Annotated in this window: 1 tRNA gene; it reads left to right on the top strand. The window is 49.0% G+C overall.

Annotated features, from left to right (window positions below):
• Positions 1–50: 50 nt before the first annotated feature.
• Positions 51–126: transfer RNA gene (locus tag FCL42_RS21505), tRNA-Lys, on the top strand.
• The last annotated feature ends 762 nt before the right edge of the window (positions 127–888 follow it).

Genomic DNA, 888 nt, shown 5'->3' with positions numbered 1-888 from the left:
CGTATTCCAAAAGGCATCGCTACCAAACGATGCTGGAACACAAATTGCGTGGGTCGTTAGCTCAGTTGGTAGAGCAGTTGGCTTTTAACCAATTGGTCGAAGGTTCGAATCCTTCACGACCCACCACTCTTTATCCTTGCATTTCATGCGCTTATCTCAAATTTCTCAGCCCTCCAAAATACTTGGCGCTATGTAGCGCCACCCAAAGCGCTACCGAAAGTTCAAATTCCTTGTCGCTACAACAATCGTCTGGCGCTAGTATTGGTCGTGGGTGAGGTGTTGCCTTTGCATCTAGCCCCTGAGTTGGAGAGAACCCATCGGTTCAGAGTAGGTGTTGGCGCACCGATTACCGATACAAAAAAGGCCAGCCAAACGGCCAGCCTCTTTCACTGTGTGGACGTTAAGATGCTATCCGATGAATCTCTCCAGACTCGAACCGCCGTTGCTGATGCGCTTGGCGTAGCATTAAAGGAATGCCATCCAAGTTATCCCTATCACCAAAGCCTGTCTCAAGCACTGGAACCACTGGCACTTTACGGCCAAGCCCCCCATTCATCTTGTCCAATAATCGCACCTGAGCTGTTGATTAGCGAAAATAGTAGGGTTAGTTAGCTCAGTTGGTAGAGCCGTTGGCTTTTAAGTAGCTAGCCTCCACCTCTCTATTAGTTTTCGCTACTCCCCAAACTCACGCCCATCAAGGCTTTCCTCCGATTTAGCTAACTGCTGCAAATACCATCCGCTACATAGCGCTACCTCAATTCGCTGTGTCGTCCTGAAATGCGTTGACACTTTTCAGTTAGAGCCAGTTGCATCAGCAACTGGCTTTTCCATGCACCTCGTTTGGGGTTTTCATTCCCAGGCTAAGGTGCGGTCTCAAGTTGTTATAGG

Origin of the sequence: Ferrimonas aestuarii (assembly GCF_005116665.1) — a bacterium.
GTDB classification, from domain to species: domain Bacteria; phylum Pseudomonadota; class Gammaproteobacteria; order Enterobacterales; family Shewanellaceae; genus Ferrimonas; species Ferrimonas aestuarii.
This window is presented reverse-complemented; position numbering and strand designations above follow the sequence as displayed.